This window comes from Halobaculum litoreum (assembly GCF_030127125.1).
GTDB lineage: Archaea > Halobacteriota > Halobacteria > Halobacteriales > Haloferacaceae > Halobaculum > Halobaculum litoreum.
Window position 1 is genome coordinate 1,952,434 of the sequence record NZ_CP126156.1, and the last position, 16,302, is coordinate 1,968,735.

At 66.6% G+C, this 16,302-nt stretch carries 14 protein-coding genes; 8 read left to right on the top strand and 6 right to left on the bottom strand.

What is annotated here, in order from left to right; genetic code table 11:
• Positions 1-49: 49 nt before the first annotated feature.
• Both glmS and P0R35_RS10690 read right to left on the bottom strand, forming a co-directional pair.
• Entirely contained in the window at positions 50-1,855 is a 1,806-nt protein-coding gene (glmS, locus tag P0R35_RS10685) for a glutamine--fructose-6-phosphate transaminase (isomerizing) (RefSeq protein ID WP_284012457.1), read from the bottom strand.
• Positions 1,855-3,030, bottom strand: a complete 1,176-nt coding sequence (locus P0R35_RS10690; protein ID WP_284012458.1) for a sugar phosphate nucleotidyltransferase — start codon at positions 3,028-3,030, stop codon at positions 1,855-1,857. Before P0R35_RS10690 ends, glmS begins: the two co-directional genes overlap by 1 nt.
• Before the next feature lie 546 nt (positions 3,031-3,576).
• Here P0R35_RS10690 and P0R35_RS10695 point away from each other — a divergent pair.
• The 7 genes from P0R35_RS10695 (at position 3,577) to P0R35_RS10725 (ending at position 10,279) form a co-directional block, all read left to right on the top strand.
• Complete coding sequence (locus P0R35_RS10695; RefSeq protein WP_284012459.1) at positions 3,577-4,107, top strand: acyltransferase; 531 nt, start codon at positions 3,577-3,579, stop codon at positions 4,105-4,107.
• A gap of 347 nt (positions 4,108-4,454) precedes the next feature.
• Positions 4,455-5,594, top strand: coding sequence for a DegT/DnrJ/EryC1/StrS family aminotransferase (locus P0R35_RS10700; RefSeq protein WP_284012460.1), 1,140 nt, complete (start codon positions 4,455-4,457; stop codon positions 5,592-5,594).
• 32 nt (positions 5,595-5,626) lie between these two features.
• On the top strand, positions 5,627-6,646 hold the full coding sequence (locus tag P0R35_RS10705; protein ID WP_284012461.1) for an SDR family NAD(P)-dependent oxidoreductase: 1,020 nt from the start codon (positions 5,627-5,629) through the stop codon (positions 6,644-6,646).
• A 1-nt stretch (position 6,647) separates the two neighbouring features.
• Complete coding sequence (locus P0R35_RS10710; protein ID WP_284012462.1) at positions 6,648-7,346, top strand: acylneuraminate cytidylyltransferase family protein; 699 nt, start codon at positions 6,648-6,650, stop codon at positions 7,344-7,346.
• Positions 7,347-7,497: 151 nt separating this feature from the next.
• Positions 7,498-8,661: a UDP-N-acetylglucosamine 2-epimerase gene (neuC, locus tag P0R35_RS10715; protein ID WP_284012463.1), complete on the top strand. Its 1,164-nt coding sequence runs from the start codon at positions 7,498-7,500 to the stop codon at positions 8,659-8,661.
• Positions 8,662-8,702: 41 nt separating this feature from the next.
• The gene (locus tag P0R35_RS10720; RefSeq protein ID WP_284012464.1) at positions 8,703-9,647 is read left to right on the top strand and encodes a methionyl-tRNA formyltransferase; all 945 of its coding nucleotides are present in this window, start codon (positions 8,703-8,705) and stop codon (positions 9,645-9,647) included.
• Between the two features lie 5 nt (positions 9,648-9,652).
• On the top strand, positions 9,653-10,279 hold the full coding sequence (locus P0R35_RS10725) for a NeuD/PglB/VioB family sugar acetyltransferase (RefSeq protein ID WP_284014610.1): 627 nt from the start codon (positions 9,653-9,655) through the stop codon (positions 10,277-10,279).
• A 17-nt stretch (positions 10,280-10,296) separates the two neighbouring features.
• Here P0R35_RS10725 and P0R35_RS10730 read toward each other — a convergent pair whose 3' ends face one another.
• From P0R35_RS10730 to P0R35_RS10745, 4 genes are all read right to left on the bottom strand, one after another.
• Entirely contained in the window at positions 10,297-10,965 is a 669-nt protein-coding gene (locus tag P0R35_RS10730) for a PIG-L deacetylase family protein (protein ID WP_284012465.1), read from the bottom strand.
• Complete coding sequence (locus P0R35_RS10735) at positions 10,965-12,029, bottom strand: N-acetylneuraminate synthase family protein (protein ID WP_284012466.1); 1,065 nt, start codon at positions 12,027-12,029, stop codon at positions 10,965-10,967. The genes P0R35_RS10730 and P0R35_RS10735 overlap by 1 nt, the downstream gene beginning before the upstream one ends.
• Positions 12,030-12,358: 329 nt before the next feature.
• Positions 12,359-13,756, bottom strand: a complete 1,398-nt coding sequence (locus P0R35_RS10740; RefSeq protein WP_284012467.1) for a hypothetical protein — start codon at positions 13,754-13,756, stop codon at positions 12,359-12,361.
• Positions 13,757-14,176: 420 nt separating this feature from the next.
• Complete coding sequence (locus P0R35_RS10745) at positions 14,177-14,929, bottom strand: VOC family protein (RefSeq protein WP_284012468.1); 753 nt, start codon at positions 14,927-14,929, stop codon at positions 14,177-14,179.
• Positions 14,930-15,329: 400 nt separating this feature from the next.
• On the opposite strand from P0R35_RS10745, the gene P0R35_RS10750 reads away from it, so the two are divergent.
• Positions 15,330-16,298, top strand: coding sequence for a hypothetical protein (locus P0R35_RS10750; RefSeq protein ID WP_284012469.1), 969 nt, complete (start codon positions 15,330-15,332; stop codon positions 16,296-16,298).
• Positions 16,299-16,302 lie beyond the last annotated feature (4 nt).

A 16,302-nucleotide genomic window follows, 5' to 3' on the forward strand; every position in this document is an offset into this window, starting at 1 on the left:
AACGCAGTACGAAACCGGAGCGACGACGCCGAACGTGGATCCTGGTCGGCTACTCCACGGTGACGCTCTTCGCGAGGTTCCGCGGTTTGTCGATTTCGCGACCGAGTTGGTTGGCCATGTGGTACGCGACCAACTGGAGTTGGACGTTTGCGAGCACCGGCGCGGTCCGTGGATGCGTCTCGGGGATCGACAACACGTGGTCGGCGTAGCGCTCAACGTCGGACGCGCCGTCCGTAACCGCGACCACGGGCGCGTCGCGAGCCTCGACTTCCTTCACGTTCCCGATGGTCTTGCGGGCGCGCTCGTCGTTGCCCGTCACGACCGCGAACACGGGCGTTCGGTCGGTGACGAGCGCGAGCGGTCCGTGTTTCAACTCGCCCGCCGCGAACCCCTCGGCGTGTTCATAAGTGATCTCCTTGAACTTCAGTGCCCCCTCTAGTGCAACCGGGAAGTTCTCCCCCCTTCCGATGAAGAAGAAGGCGTCTCGGCCGGCGTTCTCTTCGACGACCGTCTCTGCGGCCGTCTCGTCGAGTACCTCTTGGATGTCACCCGGGAGGTCGCGCAGTGCGCTCACGAGGGTCCGGGTGTCTCCTCGGTCCCCGGGTGCGAGCGTCTCGACGAGGAGATTGAGCGCGATGAGCTGAGAGGAGAATGTCTTCGTCGCGGCGACACCGATCTCCGGGCCGGACCGGATGAACAGCGCGTGGTCGCACTCGCGGGCGGCCGTGCTCCCGACGCCGTTCGTCACCGCGAGCGTCTCGATCCCTCGCGCCTGCGCCTCACGCAACGCCGAGAGCGTGTCCGCGGTCTCGCCGCTCTGCGTGACTCCGACGACGATTCCGTCCTCGAGTACCGGAGCGGGTCCGGTCGCATACTCGCTCGCGAGGAACGCCTGCGCGGGGATCCCGGCCTGGCGGAACAGTTCCACGCCGTACAGCGCGGCGTGATAGGAAGTGCCGCACGCGACGAGTTGGACCGCTCCGGGGGCCTCGATCCCCGACAACTCCTCAACGGAGACTGTGCCGGCGAGTTCGTCCAGCCGGCCGCTGAGCCCCTGTCGGAGCGCCGTCGGCTGCTCATGGATCTCCTTGAGCATATAGTGGTCGTACCCGCTCTTGCCGGTCTGTTCGGCGCTCCACGTCACCGTCGTGACCTCCTTCTCCGCGGGTGCGCCGTCCGCGTCGGTCACCTGCCAGCCGTCGGCGTCGACGACGACCAGGTCCCCGTCGTCGAGGAAGACGACGTCGCGAGTGTGCTCAAGGAACGCCGGCACGTCGCTCCCGAGGTAGAACCTGCCGTCACCGACACCGACCACGAGCGGTGAGTCGTTGCGCGCGGCGTAGATCCGGTCGTCACCGGCGACGACCGCAGCGATCGCGTAGCTCCCCTCGATCCGGTCGAGCGCGCGTCGGAACGCCGCCTCCGGGTCGAGCCCGTCTTGGAGGAACGCGGCAATAAGGTGTGGCACGACCTCCGTGTCGGTGTCGCTGGTGAACGTGACGCCGTCGGCCTCGAGTTTGTCACGCAGTGGTTGGTAGTTCTCGATGATCCCGTTGTGGACGACCGCGACCCGTCCGGACTCGTCCGTGTGTGGGTGTGCGTTCGCGTCCGTGGGGGGGCCGTGCGTGCTCCACCGCGTGTGGCCGATACCGAGGGTACCGCCCGGACGATCACTGGTTTCGATCGCCTCACGGAGCCGCTCAAGCCGGCCCTCGCGCTTCTTCACAATGAGACTGTCCCCGACGAGCGCGACGCCCGCAGAGTCGTAGCCGCGGTACTCCAACGTTTCCAGTCCGTCGAGCAGCACGTCGAGGGTATCGTCGCCGTGTCCGACACAACCGACGATCCCGCACATCAGCCGCGAACCTCCGCGTCCTCGTCGACGTTATCACGGAGGGTAACTCCTGCACCGACGTCGGCCCCCGGGCCAACGAGGACGCCGGGCGCGACCGTCGCCCCGCCGCCGATTCGAACTCGGTCGGCCAGCACGCAGCCGAGATTCACGCCCTCGTGGACCCGGTTTCCGATCCGGACATCCGCGGGAGCACCCGGCGCGGTTGCCCCAACGCCGATCTGGACCGACTGACCGGTGATCGAGTCGACGACCGTCGCGTTCATGCCCACACGCGTATCGGTGTCGACAACCGACCGACGGACGACTGCCCCTGCCTCGATCGTGGCGTTCCGGCCAACTGCGGTTCCCGGCCCGACGATAGCGCCGGGTTCGACGACCGCGTCGGCGCCGATCACGACCGGCGGATAGAGGGCGGCCCCCTCTGCAACTGACGCCGAGTCAGAGACCTCAACGCCGTTGGACGCGTCGACCGACAACAGTGTTGCAGCGAGTTCGAGCAGGTCCCACGGGTAGGTCACCTCCGAGTGCATTCCGTCGGTACGGACGCCCCGAACGTGGCCCCCGCGCTCCATCACCCGCGAGATTCCGTCGGTAAGCGCCAGTTCTCCCTCCTCACGCTCAACGTCGTCGATCGTGGCAAGGAAGGTGGGGCTGAAGGCGTACGCGCCTACGTTAAGTAGACGGTACGAACCACTCCCTGGCTTCTCGATTAGTTCCGTCACGGTCGAGTCTTCGAGCCGAACGGCACCGTACAGCGGCGCGTCGTCGGACTCGGCCACCGCGAGCGTGCACGTGTCCGCCGGGGAGTGCACGTCGACGACCGCGCGGACGGTGTCGCTGCCGACGATTTCGTCCCCGTTGACCACGAGGAAGTCACCCTTGAGTGCGTCTCGGGCACGGAGCAGGGCGTGTCCGCTCCCGAGCTGTTTCTTTTGGGTGTGGTACGTGAGCGGGCGGTCGCGGTACGTGGGTCCGAAGTGGTCGCGCACCCGGTCGCCCCTGTAGCCGACGACCACGTGGATGTCGTCGATACCGGCGTCGACCAGCGCGTCGAGGACGTGTTCGAGGATCGGGCGGTTGGCAGCCGGTAGCATCGGCTTCGGGCGGTATCTCGTGAGTGGGCGGAGGCGTCGTCCCTCTCCGGCCGCGAGGACGACGGCGGAGTCGAGCGGCATGGGTAGTGGTATACGGGGTGCCTACTGTGTCTGTCGGATGCTGTGCGTCCGGTGACAGCCTCCCGTTCTAAGATCGGACAGCGACGGCAGGGAGCTTCGATATCGACGGGTGGGCTAGTTGGGGTCGTGCAGTGGACGGGATTGAGCTTCGATGCCGCTACGACGACCCGTCCTAAGGCTCCGAAGCCACCGATGACCTCCCCTGCGTGAACGACGATGGGCGCCAAACCCCCACACTGTCCCACCGAGTGACACCGTTCTCGCGCGGTAGAGGGTGCGTTCCGCCGAGAGAGGGTGTCGCTCAGCGGGACCGTCGGAGCGGATGTGTCGGATGGAGAGAACGACTGTCGGGGCGGTCGCTTCTATCCAGACGCCACGACCGGTCGCGTGGGCCACTCTCCCGAGATGATCGTCCGGGCGCCGGCACCGAGGGAGTACTGGCGGCCCCTGTCGACGACGGCGGAGGCGAGCATCCCCGGAGCGACACGCCACCGAGGGGGGACACGACCACCGAAATTAAGATCGGACATCGCATCTGGAAGCGCCATGAGCCGTCTGTTGAAAGCCCTGTACGTCTCGGTCATGCGGAGGAAGAACGCCATCGAGCGGCGATGGTTTACCCTCAAAGTGAGGGAGGTGGCGGAGGAGACCGGCGAGCCGTTACGAGTGAACGGGCCCAGCAGGGTGAACTCGAACACGGTTCTCGATGACAACGTCAACTTCAACGGACTGCAGGTCATGTGCGATGGGCGACTCACGATCGGCGACAACTCCCACTCCGGCCCGGGTGTTAGGATACTCACCCGGAACCACAACCACGATGCGGGGACCGCGATCCCGTACGACGATACTTACGTTCGGAACCCGGTTCGGACCGGCGACAACGTCTGGTTGGGTGTAGACACGACCGTGCTTCCCGGCGTCGAGATCGGGGAGGGTGCGATCGTCCAGGCTGGGTCGACAGTTGTCGACGACGTTCCATCCGGAGCCATCGTCGGCGGGCATCCCGCCGAGCAGTTCGCCGAGCGCGACATGGACCACTACAACCGGCTGAAAGAACAGGGCCGGTTCCACTGACTCCCGACAAACTCGTCTTGCGTCTCCGCGACGCCCACTCCCGGGCGTCGGTCCGCCCGGGGCGAGTCCGGCCGCTTCCGGGCACACCTCGAACGGCGTGCGCTCCGTGTCCAGCCCTTCTTCGGGGCGGAGCCGAGCAAGTCGAACGTGTGCGGCCGACCGGACGTAGTCGGGCGATATCGAGACCGCCCCCGGGTCGCCGGGAGTCGCGGAGCCGATGCGGGGGCTCGGCGTGTCGGCGGGCCCGATCCACACACCGCTCCGTACGACGGCTGCGAGCTACAAGCCGGGAGCGGGCCCTTCGCGGTACCACTATTAGTCCGTACCCATAATCGACGGGTGTACGGATGACCGATATACCGCTCTTCGAAATCAATTGGGATCGGGAGGATATCCTCAATGTAGTTGACTCGGTCGGCCGAGGGAGCCACTGGGCGAAGGGGCCGTACGTCGACGAGTTCGAGTCCCGACTCGAATCGTACCTCGGAGTGGAACACGCCTTGGTAGTCAACTCGGGGACGACCGCGCTGGTCGCTGCGCTCGAGGGCGCCGGCATCGGCGAGGGTGACGAGGTCATCGTCCCCGCGTTCACGTTCATCGCGACCGCGAACGCCGTCCGACTGGTCGGCGCCGAGCCGGTGTTCGCGGACATAGAGACCGAGACGTACGGACTGGACCCCGACGACGTGCGCAATCGGATCAGCGAGGACACGGCGGCGGTCTTGCCCGTCCACTGCTACGGGACGAGTTGCCGAATCTCGGCGCTCAACGACGTCGCCGACGAGCACGACCTCGTGGTGATCGAGGACGCCGCGGAGGCACTCGGCGCCACCCACCGCGGTCAGCATCTCGGAACGCTCGGCGATGTCGGCGCGCTGAGTTTCTGTCAGAACAAGATCATCAGCACGGGCGAGGGCGGCGCGGTCGTCACCGACGACGACGATATCGCGGAAACTGTCCGGCTGTATCGGTCGCACGGCCGAGCCTCCGCGAACTACTTCGACAGCGCCGACAGCGGAGAGTACGTCTCCGTCGGGACGAACATTCGAATGGCCGACATCAACGCTGCCCTCGGCTGTGCGCAACTTGATCGGATAGACGATATCATCGAGAGGCGTCGCGCAGCAGCGACACGGATGTCGGAGGCGTTTGCGGACGTTGAAGGAGTGGAGCCGCACAAGCCAGCAGTTGACAACACCCACGTGTACCAACTGTTCACCGTGACTTTGGACCCCCTTATAGACCGCTCGGCCGTCGTCGAGGGGTTGGCTGACCGGAAGGTCGCATCGAAGGTCTACTGGGACCCCGCCGTCCACCGGACCGAGGTGTACGACGGCGACAGCACGCCTGACCTCCCGGTGACGGAGGACGTGGCCGGGCGAGTGCTCTCGTTGCCGATCCACCCCGACCTCTCGAGCGAGGAGACGACACGTATCGTCGACGCGGTGGCGGCCACCGTCGGCGAGGCGTGGGAGACGGGTCCGTAACGGTTTACATACTACTGCGGCAATCAGATTGCATGACCTCTTTGGAGGGCAAGCAGGTTCTCGTCACGGGAGGTGCCGGGTCGATCGGATCGGCCCTTGTCGACGAGATCGTCGCCCGGGACCCCGCCGTCGTTCGTATCTTCGATGCCAACGAGGAAGCGTTGTTCGAGTTGCAGGAGAAGTACAGCGACCGCGACAACGTCCGCTACCTGCTCGGGAACGTACGCGACAAGTCTCGACTGCAATTAGCGATGGAGAACGTCGACGTCGTGTTCCACGTCGCGGCGCTCAAACACGTCACGCTCAACGAGTACAACCCGTTCGAGACGGTCCAGACGAATGTGATCGGGACGCAGAACGCGATTCAGGCGGCGCTTGAGGAAGAAGTCGAGTCGTTTGTCGCCGTCAGTACCGACAAGGCGTCGAACCCTACGTCCGTCATGGGTGCGACGAAACTGCTATCCGAGCGACTGGTGACGGCGGCGAACACGTACAAAGGGGACCGCGACACCCGGTTCGGCTGTGTCCGGTTCGGCAACGTCCTCGCGTCCAGCGGTTCCGTCGTCCCGCTGTTTAAAGAGCAGATCCGCGACGGCGGTCCGGTGACGGTCACCGACCCCGAGATGACTCGGTTCATCATGCCGATCACCGAGGCCGTCCACCTGATGCTCGAGGCGCACCGCCGACTCACCAGCGGGGAGGTGTTCGTGCTGAAGATGCCCGCGTTTCGCGTGGGGACGCTCGCGGACGCGATGATCGACGCGTACGCCGCGGACGCCGGCTACGACCCCGAAGAGATCGACCAGGAGATCATCGGTGCCCGCCCGGGAGAGCGCGTCCACGAGAAGCTCATCTCCGTCGACGAGAGCGCTCAAGCCCGTGAGTTGGACAACATGTACGCGATCCTCCCGGAGATCGACTCCCCCGGCTACCGCGCCGTCAACTACGACGACGCCGACCCCGTCGACGGCGAGTACACCTCTGCCGACGCGACCCTCCTCGACGAGGAAGAACTGATCGACCTCATCGAGTCCGACGAGAGGTTCGCGTAGGATGAGTGAGCGGACGCTCGCCGTCGTCCCCGCACGCGGGGGGTCGAAACGCGTCCCGCGAAAGAACCTCCAGGACGTGGGGGGGCGTCCGATGATCGCGCACGCCATCGAAGACGCACGTGAGGCCGCCCGCGTCCATAGGTGCATCGTCTCCACGGACGACGCCGAGATCGCCGATGTGGCCCGTGAACACGGCGGCGACGTGCCGTTCACACGGCCCGCCGAGTTGGCCTCGGACACGGCGTCGATCGCCGACACGATCACACACGCCCTCGAGTGGTTGGCCGACGAAGCCGGCGAACAGTACGACGTGGTCTGTCTCGTCCAGCCCACGTCCCCACTTCGAGCGGCCGCAGATGTCGATGGTGCGCTCGAGCGGCTCGCCGACTCGGGCGCGGAGTCGGTCGTCTCGGTCTCGAAGTACGTGACTCCACCCCAGTGGGCAGTCACCGCCGACGAAGACGGATTCCTCTCGGAGACGTTCGACACCGGCGCGCTCTGGAGCGGGTCCCCCGAGCGAAGCCAAGACCTGCCCGAGCAACTCCACCCGAACGGAGCCGTGTTCGCAGCGACCATCGACGCGTGGCACGAGTACGAGGGGTTCTACACGGACCGAACGGTCGGCTTCGAGATGCCCCCCGAGCGGTCTTTCGACGTGGACGAGCCGTGGGAACTCGAATTCGTGCGTGCCCTCCTGTGACGGGCAGCGCGTCACAGGCCGAACGACCAGACCTTCACGGTGAACGCTGCCCCAGTCGGCGTCGGCGACGGTGGCCTGATATCGGCGCTCACGGGCGCTGCAGTCCGGCGATCTCCAGTACGTTGATACGCCGCCGCTCGAGTCGGTCTGCATGAACGGCGACGCACGTCGGATCCTCGTGCTGACCGGCACCAGAGCCGAGTACGGGCTGTTGAAGTCCTCGATGGAGGAGATTCGGGCGGCCGAGGGGCTTGAACTGCAGGTCGTCGCGACCGGGATGCACCTCTCTCCCCGACACGGCATGACCGTCGAGGACATCAGAGACGACGGCTTCACCGTCGACCGGGAGGTGTTGATGCAGATGGACGGCGACACCGGCAAGTCCATGGCGACCTCGCTGGGGGTCGGAACCACGGGTCTCGCGGAGGCGTTCGACAGCCTCGACCCGGACGTCGTGTTGCTCCTCGGCGACCGCGACGAGGCGCTCGCCGGGGCGCTCGCCGCCGCGCACATGAACGTCCCAGTCGCCCACGTTCACGGTGGCGACTCGATGCACGGGGCCGTCATCGACGACAGCATCCGCCACGCGATCACCAAGTTCGCGCACATCCACTTCTCCGCCTCGGGACGGAGTGCAGGACGGATCGAGCGACTCGGCGAGGAGCCGTGGCGGATCACCACGGTTGGGGCACCCGGTCTCGACGACGTCCTCGCGGAGGAGTACGAGCCACCAGAACGCGTGGTAGACCGCCACGGGATCGACCCGGCGGAACCGCTCGTGCTGGTCGTCCAACACCCCGTGACGACACAGCAAGCGCGTGCCGGCGAGCAGATGGCACAGACGTTGGACGCCGTCGAGTCGGTCGAGGCGCAGACGGTCGTCATCTACCCCAACTCCGACGCCGGTGGGGACCAGATGATCGACGAGATCGAGTCGCGAACCAGCGGCGAGGGCCGGTGGACGTTCCGGAGTCTCCCGCGGGGGGAGTACCTCGGACTCATGGCGGCCGCGGACGCGATGGTGGGGAACTCGTCCAGCGGGATCATCGAGTCGCCGTCCTTCGGTCTCCCGGTCGTCGACGTCGGCCCGCGCCAAGAGGGGCGCGAACGCGCCGACAACACCGTCTCGGTGCCGCACGACACCGACGCCATCGCCGACGCGCTCGGGCGGTGCCTCGACGACGAGGCCTTCCGGGAGCGGGCCGAGTCGTGCGAGAATCCGTACGACTACGGGGGCGCCGGTGTACGGATCCGCGAGCGACTCCTCGAGGTCGAACTCGGCGAGTCGCTGATCAGGAAGCGACTCACGTACTGACGACCACAACTGCTATCAGCGGGGTCGCTCTCCCACCGACAATGCGCGTCGTATTTATCACCCACAACGAGGTCGGCCAGGCGTGCCTCGAGGAACTCGTCGAGTTGGGCGCCGACGTCCGCGGTGTGTACACCAGACCCGAGCGGACGGGGATCGTGGACCAAGTGGATCTCGACGGCTTCGCCGAACAGCACGGGATCCCGCTCGAACGGGTGGACACGGTGAACACCGACGAAGTGAAGGCGCAGATCGCTGCGCAACAGCCGGATCTGTTGTTCGCCGTCGGCTGGTCGAGGCTCGTCGACAGGGAGGTCGTCGACCTCGCGGACACCGCGGCGCTCGGGATGCACCCCGCACCCCTGCCTCGTGGTCGTGGCCGGGCGCCGCTCGCCTGGTCGATCATCAAGGGACTCGACGAGACTGCACTGAGCATGTTCCACCTCGTCGAGGAAGCCGACGCCGGAGATCTCGTCGGACAACGGCCGATCCCGATCGACGACGCCGACGACGCGACGTCGCTGTACGAGAAGGTCGTCGACGCCGCCCGACGCCTGATCCGCCGCTACTACCCGATGTTCGAAGCCGGAGACGTCCCCCGAACACCACAAGAAGACGCGGAAGCGACGTGGTGGCCCAAGCGCGAACCACACCACGGCCTGATCGACTGGACCCGGCCGCCGCGTGAGGTGTACGACTGGATTCGCGGGCAGACCCGCCCGTACCCCGGTGCCTACTCTCGACTGGACGGTCGACGGGTGACCGTGTGGGCGGCGAACCCGCCGGCGGAGACGACGGCGTTCGTAAAGCCCGGTGAAGTCGTCTACCGCGACGGCGACGCGCTCGGCGTCGGCGCTTGGGAGGGGGTCGTCGAACTCACCGAGGTCCAGGTGGCCGACGACGAACCGATCCCCGCCGGCGCACTCGTCGACCGCTACGGTGTCGACCTAGGGGACACGTTCGAGAACGCACGGGACCTGCTCGGGTGACACGGATGCGAGCCATCTACTGCGCTGGCGAGCAGGGACGAGTCGTCCTCGACATCCTCCGTGCGGGCGGCGACGCCGGCGACGTCGTGTTCGTCGACGACGACGAGTCCCGACACGGGACGGACGTCGACGGTGTCGAGGTGATCGGTGGATTCGACGCCCTGGCAGACCGTGCAGACGACGATGTGCGGAGTCTGGTCGCGTTCGGCGACAGCCAGCGCGTTCGCCTGACGATCGCAGAACGAGTCGCGGACGTCGGCGTCGGCTTCTTCTCTGCCATCCACCCCGATGCGACCATCTCGACGGCGGTCTCGCTAAGCGACGGGGTGACCGTGAACGCCAACTCGTACCTCGGCGTCGGAGTCGAGGTCGGCGACCACGCACTCGTGGACAGTTCCGTGAACGTGTCCCACGACTCGGTGATCGGAATGGGGGCGACGCTCACCCCTGGGTGTACCCTCGCAGGCGGCGTCACCGTCGAGTCGGACGCGTACGTCGGGCCGGGGTCGACGGTCGTGGAGGACGCGACGGTCGGTGCTGGGGCCGTCGTCGGCGCTGGGGCGGTCGTGACCGACGACGTCGAACCGGGGAGGACCGTGGTCGGCGTCCCGGCGGAGCCGATCGACCGGTAGCGCTGGCGGAGCGGAGACTACCGGTACATGCGGAGCACCTCGAACGCCTCCGCAGCCGCCGCACCGCAGTCGGTCCCGCGTGATCGGGCGATCGATTCGAGCGCCTCCGCCGATCGAGGGTGTGGGTACGCGCGCGTCTCCGACTCGTACGCCTGGAACGCCTCAATCTTCGTCTCGACGTGCCCCGTGATGTCCACGAACAGCGACGGTGCGAAGCCGTCGCCGCCGGGCGTCCAGTTCGTCGAGGACGGCGTCTCGTACGCCAACACCGTCGACACGCCCGACCCGGGTCGTGTCGCGACGAGCGTCGAGTCGTGGACTGCGACGTGATCCCGGTTCACCTCGCGACGAGCGTGGGTGTACACGACGTCGGGTGAGACCTCCTCGCAGACGCCCTCTATCACCGCGTTGACCTCCACGTGCGCGACGTCATCGAGTCGCATGTCGGGGAGGTCCCCGAAGTGGACTCGCTCGGCCCCGAGGCGGTCGGCGCACGTCCGAGCGTGTTCGCGCTTCTGCTCGATCAGGTCTCGGTCGTCGTACTGGTGCGTCGTCCCCTCAGTGACGATGAGCGCGTGGACGTCGTCGCCGGCGGCGGCGTGTTTCGCTATCGCGCCGCCAGCACCGAGGACCTCGTCGTCTGGGTGCGCGCCGACGACGAGTACGACGTCGTCTCCGTCGAACATCAGCGGTCCCCCGTGGTCGGATCGACTGCCAGATCTGCCGCCGAGATCGGGTCGTCCGAAGCGATGGCTCTCGTCGTCTCGGTGCCGACCACCGCGTCGAACCACCGCGGCGAGAGTCCCTCAGACGGCCGGAGGATCCGGATGTGGTCGGCTTCGAGGGTGGTCCCGGCGGGGATGTCGGTCGCGGCGTGGAGGCTCTTTCTGGACGAGACGAGCGTGTCTCGCTCTGCGTCGGTTGGCCGTTTCTCGTCGGTCCCACGGGTCCGCCACGCGGTCTCCGCCAACTCGACCGCCGAGGCGAGTTCGTCGGGTTCGAGCGACGCCTCGTGGTCGGGACCGGGCAGCGACCGGTCGAGCGTGAAGTGTTTCTCGAGAATCGTCGCTCCCGCCGCGACGGCGAACGCGGGCGTCTCTACCAGTGTCGTGTGGTCGGAGTAGCCGACCAGGTCCGGGAGTTCGGCGTCCATCGTCGCCATCGCGCGGAGGTTCACGTCGTCGATGGAGCAAGGGTACGACGACGTGCAGTGGAGGAACGCCAAGTCGAGATCGGTCGACACGGACCGGATCGTCTCCCGCGCCGCGTGGACCTCGTCCATCGTTCCCATCCCCGTGCTCACGATCATCGGAACACCAAGAGTGGCGACGTGCTCGATTAGCGGGTAGTTGTCGAGTTCGCCGGAGCCGAGTTTGATCGCCGGGACGCCCAGGTCGACCAGCATCGACGCGCTCTCCGCGTCGAACGGTGTCGAGAGGAACGTGATGTCGTTGGCGGCACAGTGGTCCATCAACTGCTCATGGGCCCCCTCATCGAGTTCGTACCGACGGAGGAGGTCGTACTGGGTCCCCTCACCCGTGGTTTCTGTCTGGTATGATGGCTTGGCCGCTTGCTTAGTCACCAGCCGGTCAGCGCTGAAAGTCTGAAACTTCACAGCGTCGGCGCCAGCATCCGCGGCCGCCTCGACAAGCGATTTTGCTCGAGACAGGTCGCCGTTGTGGTTGACCCCTGCCTCCGCGATGAAGTACGGCGGGTGGGAGGGACCGATGTCGCGACCGTTGATCTGCATGCGACTCGATTGGATCGGCCCCGATATATGTCTGACCTTCACTGGGGCCGGCAGGAGCCTGATACCGTTTCCCTCCACCGAGACGATCGGCACCGGACGAAACGCGGTTGGGTCAGACGTCGCGTCCGACGATTCCAGCTGAACAGACCGAGTCCGAAGGTCGTCCGTCGGTCGACCTGTCGAGCGATCCCGGATCCCGAAGGGGAGAGCAACCGGTCAGTTTCCACTCGATCTGGTGTGCCGGGATTCACCACGCGAGGTCAGTGGGGCCTGTCCATCGTCGGGAGCACCGATAGCAGTCCCGAGCCGGGCGCTCACACGGTGGGTGCCTACTCTCCCGTTCGGAGCCGATCGATGACCGCACACACGTTTTCGGCCGCTCCCGGCTCGAAATAGTACTCCCGGTCGAACGGTTCGGTTTCCTCACCCAGCGAGGACACCAGTTCGTCGGCGGAGGAGACCATCCGAGCGGCGCCGTTCTGTGCGAGCGGCGCCAGCGCCTCGGACCCAGGACGGTCGTAGATATAGGTCTCGAGATCGAACGCCAGTCCCTCGAACACAGCCGTCGATCCGACCCCGACCTGGGCGGCCGACTCGGCGAACAACGAGTATAGTTGCGGCTCGGAGCTGTCGATCACCTCCAGATCGGCGTCGGCCAACCATGGGTACTCTTCGGTCCACCGCTCGTACTCTCCCGGGTGGAGTTTGTACACGACGTCGTAGCCCATGTCGGGATGGGACGCGACCTCGACCGCGAGCCTGGAGAGGTCTTCGCCGATCGTCCCCTGTGAGATGAATAGGATCTGGTTCGTCGACGCACCCGTCTCGTACTCCCGTATTGCCTCCTCCAGATACGGATAGCCGACCGATATCACGTGGTCGTCCGGGATCGGGTACTCGATCCCCTGACTCCAGTAGTCGCCGAACGTGAGAACGTAGTCTGGGAAGACGCGTTTCGTTCGGGAACCCCTGTACGAGTACCCGAAGTGATGGTCGAAGATGAGACCGTGTTGGAGTTCAGCCACCGGGATCGACTCTCGCTGGCACGCCTCGATGAACGTGTCTCGGAAGTAGCTAACCACGACGACAACCAGTTCAGGTTCGATCCGTCGGAGCAATCTGCGGTAGAGCCCGAGTGTCGTTCGACGTGTGTGTAGCGCTTCGTTCGCCATCGAAACCAGATCGACAGTCGCGCCGAACTGGTCATGAAGGTCGCTCCCGGCTGCCTCGAGTTTCGCTCGTTCGGCTGCCTCGATCCTCGGTTCACGGACACCGAGTGATCGTTGAAGCGCCCCCCCGAACTCGATCAGATCGAGGTATTTGAGACCCGATGTGGGTGTTGGCCCGAAGTGGGTGAGGAGATGTGGTCGTTCCAAGTGGATGTACTCGTGGTCACAGGCTCGGTGTATCGGATCGCAGTAGATGTCCCACCACAGCCCATCCGCTCGCTTCTTTCGTCGCTGATGGCCCAAGTACAGCACGTCGGCCTCGTCGCTAAGAAACGGATTCCTCCGGAAGACGTTTTTCACCAGGAGTTCTCCGACACGGAGATAGTTCCGGGGAGTCCTCTCGATGCCGGTGTGCGCCTGGCCCGACCCGTGCTCCTGCTCGATCTTTCGAAACACGTTGAATCGAAGGCGCTCCCAGATGGGGACATCGTCAATGACGATATCGAAGAGATCGTGTTGTAGTTCGAACGATTCGAACTCCGATGCCAGCGAACTCATTCTCTATCGGCAGGGAGAGTCACGCCCAGTCACATATACCCCTTGCACACGGGTTCGGCGTACTCCGACCCGTGTGTGAATCACGAGACGGGCGGGAACCGCGCAGAACTGACCCGTGTACGGTTCGGGCCTTACAACGAGTAGTGCACGATCGACCGCCCGCACATCGGGCACCCGTGCACGCGCGCGGTGACAGTCAACCCGCAGTGGCGACACTCGTAGTGGTCGATCCCTTCCCCCCCAGATGAGACGGTCGTATTCATCCCCATCGAGGACACAGAATACGTTCCACATAACTCCCGCCGACGGTTGCGAACCGTTCCAGCCGCCGCCAGCGAACCCGCAACGGACGAAACGGTCACCGACGCGACGACTCCGAAGTTGCGGACCGTTCCTGTCCGGCCAGCCGAACGACCGACGCTATCGCTCGATCAGTTCGATCTCGTGGCCGTCCTGGTCCTTCGTGAACGCGTAGTTGTGGTCGCACGACTCGGGGTCGCGGTAGTCCTCGGACTCGCGGGTCATGACGTCGTCCCACGCGTCGTCGAGGTCGTCCACGCGCACGCAGAGGTGGCCCCACGCGTCGCCCATGTCGTAGGTGCGGCCGTCGTAGTTGTACGTGAGTTCGACCGCCATCTCCTCGTCGGCGGCACCCTCGGGCTTCATGAAGTAGTTCGCGAAGGAGTCGGCCTCCCAGCGACCGGTGTGCTCGTACTCGAACGTGCGCGTCCAGTAGCCGAGCGCCTCGGTGGCGTCCTCGACGCGGATCATCGTGTGGTCGATTGACCAGCGCGCGCCGTGGTCGCGCTCGACGATCTCGATCTCGTGGCCGTCGGGGTCCTTGACGAACGCGTAGCCGGGGTTCTCCTCGGGCGGGCGGTAGTCCTCGACGCCCTCGTCCATCAGCTCCGCGTACGCCGCCTCGACGTCCTCGACGCGGACGGCGATGTGCCCCCACGCGTCGCCCATGTCGTAGCTGTGGTCGCCGTGGTTGTACGTGAGTTCGAGGATGGCGCCGTCCTCGTGCATGTCCTCCGGGCCGAGGAAGTAGTTCGTGAAGTCGCCGCCGTCCATCTCGCCTTTCACCTCGTAGTCGAGGTGCGTCGTGTACCAGTCGAGCGCCGCCTCGTCGTCTTCCACCCGCATCATCACGTGGTCGAGCGTGTACGCCATACGTGTGACAACTCCCGCGGCGTCGAAAAGCGTACCGAACGGGGAGCCGGCCCGCGGCGACGACGCCTCCTGCACAGGGTTTTCCTCGCGGCCCGTCGTACCGCCGGCGTATGCGTCCCCGCAGCAGACGCTCCGTGCTGGCGGCGGCCGGCGCGACCCTCCTGGGCGGCTGTCTCGGCGGCGGCACCGCGACCGAGAGCGAGACGACCGCCACGGCCGGGCCGACCAGCCCGACGACCGACAGCGAGGCGACCGCGGAGCCGTTCGACGGCCCGCCGCCGCTGGGTCGCGACGCCGTCCCCGAGGGGCGGCGTCGCCGCCGGCGTTCGCCGACGAGCGCACCTTCGACGACCCGCGCTCGAACGCGACCGGCGTCGCGCCCCGCGGCGACGGCGCCTCCGTGTTGCTCACGGGCCGGTGGGGCGGAGACACGACGACCGCCACGCTCGTCGACGTGACCGCCGGCGGGCGGCCCGTCGAGCGCGTCGTCGTCGAGGACCTGCCCACCGGCGAGATCCTGTTCCACCGGCATCTCGGCGACACCACGGTTGTCGGGGGGTACCGGCGCGACGAGGGCACGTTCCGCACGTGGCTCCGCGGGATCGAAGCCGGGGCGCGCGTCTTCGAGACGGACCTCGGCGAGCACACGGTCGTCTCCGACGTCGCTGTCGTCGACGACACGCTCGTGGCGGCCGGGGTGGCGCAGGCCTCGGACGACTCCGACGGGGACCGCGCGGCCGTCCTCCTGTGGGTCGAGGCCGACGGTACCGTCGCCCGTCGGGTCGCGTTCGACACGCCGGACGCCGACGAGCGGTTCTGGGCCGTCACACCCACCGCGGACGGCTACCTCGCGGGCGGGTCCCGGAACGACGACGTGTGGGTCGTCGCCGTCGACCCCGAGGGTGAGCGGCGGTGGGAGCGGCGGGTCCGCCGCGGCACCGAGTCGTACATCGTCGAGGGACTCGCCGTCGGCGACACCGGAACGTACGCCGCCGCGAGGACCGAACAGTACGCGACCGGCGACAACCACGTCCTGCTGTTGTCGCTCGACCCGGGGCGCGAGGGCGCCGTCGAGTGGACGCGCGTGTTCGACCCGAACGCCGACGGGCGGAAGCCGGGCGACCTGTTCCCCGCCGCCGTCGTCGACGACGGCGGCGCGCGGCTGGCCGGCCACACCCGCGAGCGCGTCTGGCTGGGCGCGACCGACCCCGACGGCGCCGTCCGGTGGGCGGGCTACCACCGATTCCGTGCGGACGAGCGCCTGCAGGCGCTCGCCAGCGTCGTCGACGGGCGGCTCGTCTGTCACGGCCGAACCGGGTCCGACGACTCGGACACCTCGGCACCGACGTCGTGGGTCGGCTGGCGGTGACCGG